Origin of the sequence: Bacillus sp. AP50, assembly GCF_040492675.1 — a bacterium.
In the GTDB taxonomy this organism is placed as follows: domain Bacteria; phylum Bacillota; class Bacilli; order Bacillales; family Bacillaceae_G; genus Bacillus_A; species Bacillus_A cereus.
Window position 1 is genome coordinate 1 of record NZ_JBEUTW010000497.1, and the last position, 5,535, is coordinate 5,535.

Sequence of the window (5,535 nt, forward strand, 5' to 3'; positions counted from 1 at the left end):
ATTTAAAACTTATCCGAGATGAATTAAAGAAAAGAGATTGGGCTGTAGACGCTTTTCTATTTCATTATAAAAAGAGAGAATATATTGTTTTAGTAAAAGTTTATTCAAAAGGAGAAACTAAGGATAGTCCATATGCGATTGTTAAACTGGAATTTATAAAAAAAGGACATGGTTCCGAAAGCTTATGTGCGTATGCAGATTTATATAAATTACATTTTCCAACTTATAAATCGTTTAGAGAGTTTTTCGAAATCGATTTTGATCAAGAAAATCGAGGAGATATCATTCAACAATTCACACAATATTTTTCTACTTTTATTCCAAATCAATTAATTATAAATAAAGAGTCGGCATTAGAAAAATCTATAACAAGGTATTTGAATAAATCTGATTCCGATGGTATCTACTGTTTTGGTGTCAAAAGAAACGGACTTAAAAATGATGGTACACCAGGGCAAAGAAGGCCTGAAAATAATCAAAAAGCAGAACTATTGAGACCAGAATTATTTAAAAAATTAAAGGATGATCTAACAATCAGTTTTTGTTTTTCTGAAGACCCTACTAGAGAGACTTCAGATGAGATTATTCTTCTACGATGGGCGGAAAGAAACCGCTCCTTAGTTTTATAGGACTGAAAGCGGTTTTATCTTGAGACCTTTACTAAGGGTATAGCGAAGATTCGTTATATTTATGTATCCTTTTAAAGGGGCACGGCAACGATTCCTTCTTTTTGGGGCCATTCAAAAAAACAGATAGGATTCAAAGAATCTATTGGATCCCATCTGTTTCTAATCTTTGTTAATATATATATAATTTCGAAAGATTTTCTTCTAACAAGCTTGAATTATAATTAGGAGCTAGTACAATGTTTGTGTATGTTCCTACACCTGAAAGGTACTTGTATTTATGTTTGAAGCCGGATGGAATAAAAACAGATGCGGGGCTCTCAATGATTTGTATGTCTCCTTCGATTTCCACTTCACATATAAGCCCTGTACCATCTATGTTATTACCCCAAAACACAAAAGCACTATCACAATGATGTGCATGATAATCCACATGACCTCCCAAATTTTCGTCCATATGCTGATTACAGAATATACGTTGTATTACATAAAATGAAGCACGCTCATCTGTTCTATAATCCATTTGTACCCATCGTTCTCCAGGCCCATCCCTATGATACAAAAGTTCAGATGCCCCTTTTACAAATGGTTTACTAACGCGTAAATTCTTTGAAAGGCGAGGTCCTTTTCGTTCTACCCATTTTTGTTGTATCTTCCTCACTCTTCCTATCATTTCAGGTTGAATTCCTTCATATGCTAAAACATTATGATTCACAGCTTTTACGTGATAAGGTGCTGTATGTGTAAAAACATTTTTTCCAATGATAGGTCTCCAATGATCGACTTTACAGCCTGTAGCCAATTGAAGAGATTGTGTTAATTCTGGAATCATTTTCAATTGAAAGTATTGATTATATTTTTGTGATAACAGAACAGATAAATTTAGTAAATCAACAATCCCAGCCCGTTCACCTATCCCGCATAAAGTTGCATCAATGACAGAAGCCCCAGCATCAATAGCCGCAAGAGCATTTGCTAGTGCTAGTCCTAAATCATTATGTAGGTGTACTTCAATTTCACAGGGGAATGTTTCAACCGCTTTCTTGACTATGGTTGCACACTCATTAGGTTCCCAAATTCCCACCGTATCAGCTAAACTAATTCGATTTGCTCCCGCTTGATATGCAATTTTTCCAAGGTAAGAAATATCTTCCCAAGTAGTTCTGGAAGCATCTTCAATTGTGAATCGGATTTTCATGCCTAAGTAACGAGCTTCTTCAATCGCTTGTTTCACTTGTTTCATCACATAATCTTTTGATCGATTTGTATACTTGGTTTGTAAAGAAATCGGATTAATAGATGCCCAAATCCCTACCCAATCAGCTCCTGCTCGATATGCAGCATGAACTTCTTCTTTTTTCGCTCGAGCATGCATTAAAATATCAGCTTGTTTTGCAGCCGCCGCAACTTCTCGGCAAACCGCTTCTTCTTCACGAGAAATTCCAGGATGTCCAACTTCAATTAACCGGATTCCAAAATCCTCAAGCATATGAACCAATGTAATTTTATCTTTCTTTGAAAAGCGAACATCATATTGTTGTTCCCCTTCTCGCAAAGTAGCATCTAAGATTGTTATATCCCTGTTCATTCCCTTTTTCCTTCTTTCATTTCTATAAAATTCAATACTTCTTTAAATAGAACATCATGATTTTTTTCATATACTGCCCAGTGTGTTGCATTAGGAATCACAACTTCCTTTTTTTGCTTAGTCCCAGTTAATTTCCATAGCATATCTCTATCGGCAAATAAATCTTCTTCTCCATAAATAACCAGCACAGGAGAAGTTATCTGAGATGCATCATATAAAGGACGGTTATTCCAAATAGAATATAAATCTTCTAGAGGCCCCATCGGTCGGCGAATGATGCCATTATTTTTCTCGCTAATTGGATCTGAATGAAGAAATACGTCTTTTACAGAATCCATAGCTTCATTTGTGACAATTTTTTTCTCGCCCATCATCATATGCCAGTGATGCATTCCTTTATCAAAGTCTACAGTTTGATAAGAGGGTGCATGAGGATTAAATTCCCCTTGCTGTAACGGATTGTCAAAGGGCTCCGTCATCATTGGAAGCGTAAATCCATGCATGTACCCATATAAAACAAGTGTATTAACATCATCAGAATGTGATATTGCATAATTTCCAGCTACCACTCCCCCGTATGACCAACCAACAAGATGAATTTTTTTTACATTCCTTTTATGTTTAATCCAATTCACAACCGTTTCTAAATCTTTTGTTGCATCGTCCAAATGAATGATTGTTTTATTTTGGTTAGGGGGTTCTGACATTTCTTTCGGTCTTGAAGATTGCCCAAATCCTCTAAAATCCATTGCCCACGTGTCATATCCTTTTTTAGCATACGCATCCATCCATGAGTATTTTGATACATCAAAAGCTTCTGCAGTAGGAACGCTAAACGGTTCTAAAAACAGAATGATTTCGTCAGATGTATACTGTTTTTTGGTATTTATACTTTTATGAAGTAAAAATAATGTTTCGTCTTCTTGTGAGATTTTATATTCTTCTTTTGATATTTTAGATGCTTTGCCCTGCTTTGGAATCTCTTGGTGATTAGAACAGCTAGACAGTAAAAGAATAAAAAATACTCCTATTAAACTTATAGATTTCAAATTCTTTTTCATTTTTAAAATCCCTTTCATTTCATAGAAATGATGGCTATTATTCCAGCTGCAATAATTAACCCCGCCGGTAACCCCTTTGTAAACAATACAGCCATCAAAGTACCTATTAAAACACCCAATAATATAGTTGGATTCAACGGTAGTACCCCCACTCCTTTTCCTCCTATAAACGACACTATAAATCCCGCTAAAATCGATCCCCATCCAATTGGAGAAGTAATTAACCTCATTATGTTATCACTCGAAATCTTCCCTGATGTAATGGGAACTAAAAGAAATAACATGAGAAAGAAAATACCAATTGGAAAAGCATATTGCTGAATAGCATACAAGATAGCTTTTTGTCCCATAGCAAATAACACACCTAATAAACTTGCTGCAATAGCTAGTGCATAATCTTTAACAATCAAAGCAAGTATAAAAATAATTCCTAACAATAGAAAAGAAACCATAAATTTTACCTCTTCTATAAAGTTGTATAATCCCAACTGCCGTTTTCGGGTTCACATACCTGTACCATATTTGGATGTGAAAGGTTAATCTGTATAAGGTTTGGACTGATAATAGGTTGTAAATCTTCTCGATTTACAATAAATTTAAATGCTTCAAAGCTTGCTAAAATCCCTATAGTGTTTGCAACAGGAGATAGTACAGCCCATGGGCGATCTTTTTTCACATAGCTATTCGCCCACTGTTCATCTGCACCATGTTTGATAGAATACAGAGCCCGTCCATCTTTTAAACTATGAATTCTATTTTGCATTTCAGGCGTCAGTTCTTGTTGATAAGAAGGATATCCTAATGCAATTTCATAAGGGACAGATTCAGGGGTTAATGACATTACCCCACCTCTAAAAGGAGGAGTAACAGCAATCCAGATAGAAGGAATTCCTAAAGCTTGAGCCGTACGGTGAATAATAACTCTTGCGACCAAATTATCAGTAGCATCTATAATGATATCTGTATTTGCTAGCAGATTTTTTGCGTTATCTTCTGTGACAAACTCTTGTGTGATCTTTACTTGTAGTAAAGGATTAATGTCTTTTAAGGTTTCTAGAGCCACAAGTGCCTTTGACTCCCCTAATTTACTTATATAGCTAAGCATTTGTCGATTAATATTACTCGCTTCAAAAATATCCTGATCAATCACATGAAGATTTCCTATCCCCATTCGTGCCAACTGGATAAGTGTAATCCCCCCTACTCCTCCAGCACCCACTACAGTAACACGAGCATTCTTTAATTTCTTCTGTTCTTCTATAGAAATTACACCAATATTTCGTGTAAAGCTTTCTTCATATATATTTTGTGTATTTAAATTTTCAGTGAACAAATTTGCTTCCCCCTTATAATGTTGCATAATCCCAACCGTTTTCTGGTGCGTCTTTTACCTGAACAGGAGTGAGACTATCTACATCTATAACTATGCCCTTTGGTGCTCTAGCTAAAGGTTCACGACCTGTTAGCACTTGAATTGCTTCATGAAAACTAAAAAGTGATAAAAGATGAGCACGCATAGGGGTAATAATCCATCCTACTTTTCCGTTGCAAAAATCTTTTGCCCAATCTTCTGGTGCTCCCTTTTCGACCGAATACCATGCTCTTTTTTTCTTAATATCAGCAATTTGCTGCCTTAACTTTGAATCTGTTAATATGGATCCTACAACAGAAACATTCAACGCCTCTTCATATGGAATCCCAGTTGGAAAGAATGTAGAAACGAACCCTCTTGTAGGGGGACTCCCTGACATACCTACACTTGGTATCCCTAATTCTCTAGCTGTTCTATGTATAATCACCCTAGAAGGCATATCATCCACAGCTTCTACCACAATATCATGACCCTTCATTAATTCCACCACGTTGTCTTCATCTACTTTTGTTTGTATAAAGTTTGTTGAGATATAAGGATAAATATCTTTTACAACTTGTTCAGCAACTGTTGCTTTTGGTTTTCCTACTACACTAGAAAGCGCTAACATTTGTCTGTTTATATTAGATATTTCAAATTCATCTGGATCAACCCCTGTAATATGCCCAACCCCCATTCTAGAAAAAAGGATGGCTTCATAACCTCCTACTCCCCCTAATCCAAAGATAATTACTCTTTTATTCCTAAGACATTCTTGTTCTGCTTTTGAATAGACACCAATGTTCTTTTTTACCATTTCCCAATAGTAAGTATCCATATCCATTGAAAAACCTCCTGTCATGTAATAATTAAAAAAACTATCCATATAAAATAATCAACATATATAAC

At 35.5% G+C, this 5,535-nt stretch carries 6 protein-coding genes; 1 reads left to right on the forward strand and 5 read right to left on the reverse strand.

Going from position 1 to position 5,535, the window contains the following annotated elements; all coding sequences use genetic code 11:
* Positions 1 to 629: DUF6037 family protein (locus tag ABWK52_RS25390; RefSeq protein ID WP_353772211.1), on the forward strand; the 629-nt coding region annotated here is incomplete at its 5' end.
* Between the two features lie 169 nt (positions 630 to 798).
* Here ABWK52_RS25390 and ABWK52_RS25395 read toward each other — a convergent pair.
* The 5 genes from ABWK52_RS25395 to ABWK52_RS25415 are packed head-to-tail and all read right to left on the reverse strand — an operon-like array spanning position 799 to position 5,470.
* Complete coding sequence (locus tag ABWK52_RS25395; RefSeq protein WP_047387487.1) at positions 799 to 2,214, reverse strand: homocitrate synthase/isopropylmalate synthase family protein; 1,416 nt, start codon at positions 2,212 to 2,214, stop codon at positions 799 to 801.
* Positions 2,211 to 3,275, reverse strand: coding sequence for an alpha/beta hydrolase (locus ABWK52_RS25400; RefSeq protein ID WP_423243014.1), 1,065 nt, complete (start codon positions 3,273 to 3,275; stop codon positions 2,211 to 2,213). The genes ABWK52_RS25395 and ABWK52_RS25400 overlap by 4 nt, the downstream gene beginning before the upstream one ends.
* Positions 3,276 to 3,289: 14 nt before the next feature.
* Positions 3,290 to 3,727, reverse strand: coding sequence for a DUF441 family protein (locus tag ABWK52_RS25405; protein ID WP_047387493.1), 438 nt, complete (start codon positions 3,725 to 3,727; stop codon positions 3,290 to 3,292).
* 14 nt (positions 3,728 to 3,741) lie between these two features.
* Positions 3,742 to 4,608 carry a HesA/MoeB/ThiF family protein gene (locus ABWK52_RS25410; RefSeq protein ID WP_047387494.1) on the reverse strand — a complete coding sequence of 289 codons (867 nt, stop codon included), beginning with the start codon at positions 4,606 to 4,608 and terminating at the stop codon, positions 3,742 to 3,744.
* A 13-nt stretch (positions 4,609 to 4,621) separates the two neighbouring features.
* Complete coding sequence (locus tag ABWK52_RS25415) at positions 4,622 to 5,470, reverse strand: HesA/MoeB/ThiF family protein (protein ID WP_061661753.1); 849 nt, start codon at positions 5,468 to 5,470, stop codon at positions 4,622 to 4,624.
* Positions 5,471 to 5,535 lie beyond the last annotated feature (65 nt).

Bases quoted from the DNA above. Each gene is read 5' to 3' on its own strand.
- ABWK52_RS25405 (WP_047387493.1), bottom strand. From the start codon at position 3,727: ATGGTTTCTTTTCTATTGTTAGGAATTATTTTTATACTTGCTTTGATT.
- ABWK52_RS25400 (WP_423243014.1), bottom strand. From the start codon at position 3,275: ATGAAAAAGAATTTGAAATCTATAAGTTTAATAGGAGTATTTTTTATT.
- ABWK52_RS25395 (WP_047387487.1), bottom strand. From the start codon at position 2,214: ATGAACAGGGATATAACAATCTTAGATGCTACTTTGCGAGAAGGGGAA.
- ABWK52_RS25415 (WP_061661753.1), bottom strand. From the start codon at position 5,470: ATGGATATGGATACTTACTATTGGGAAATGGTAAAAAAGAACATTGGT.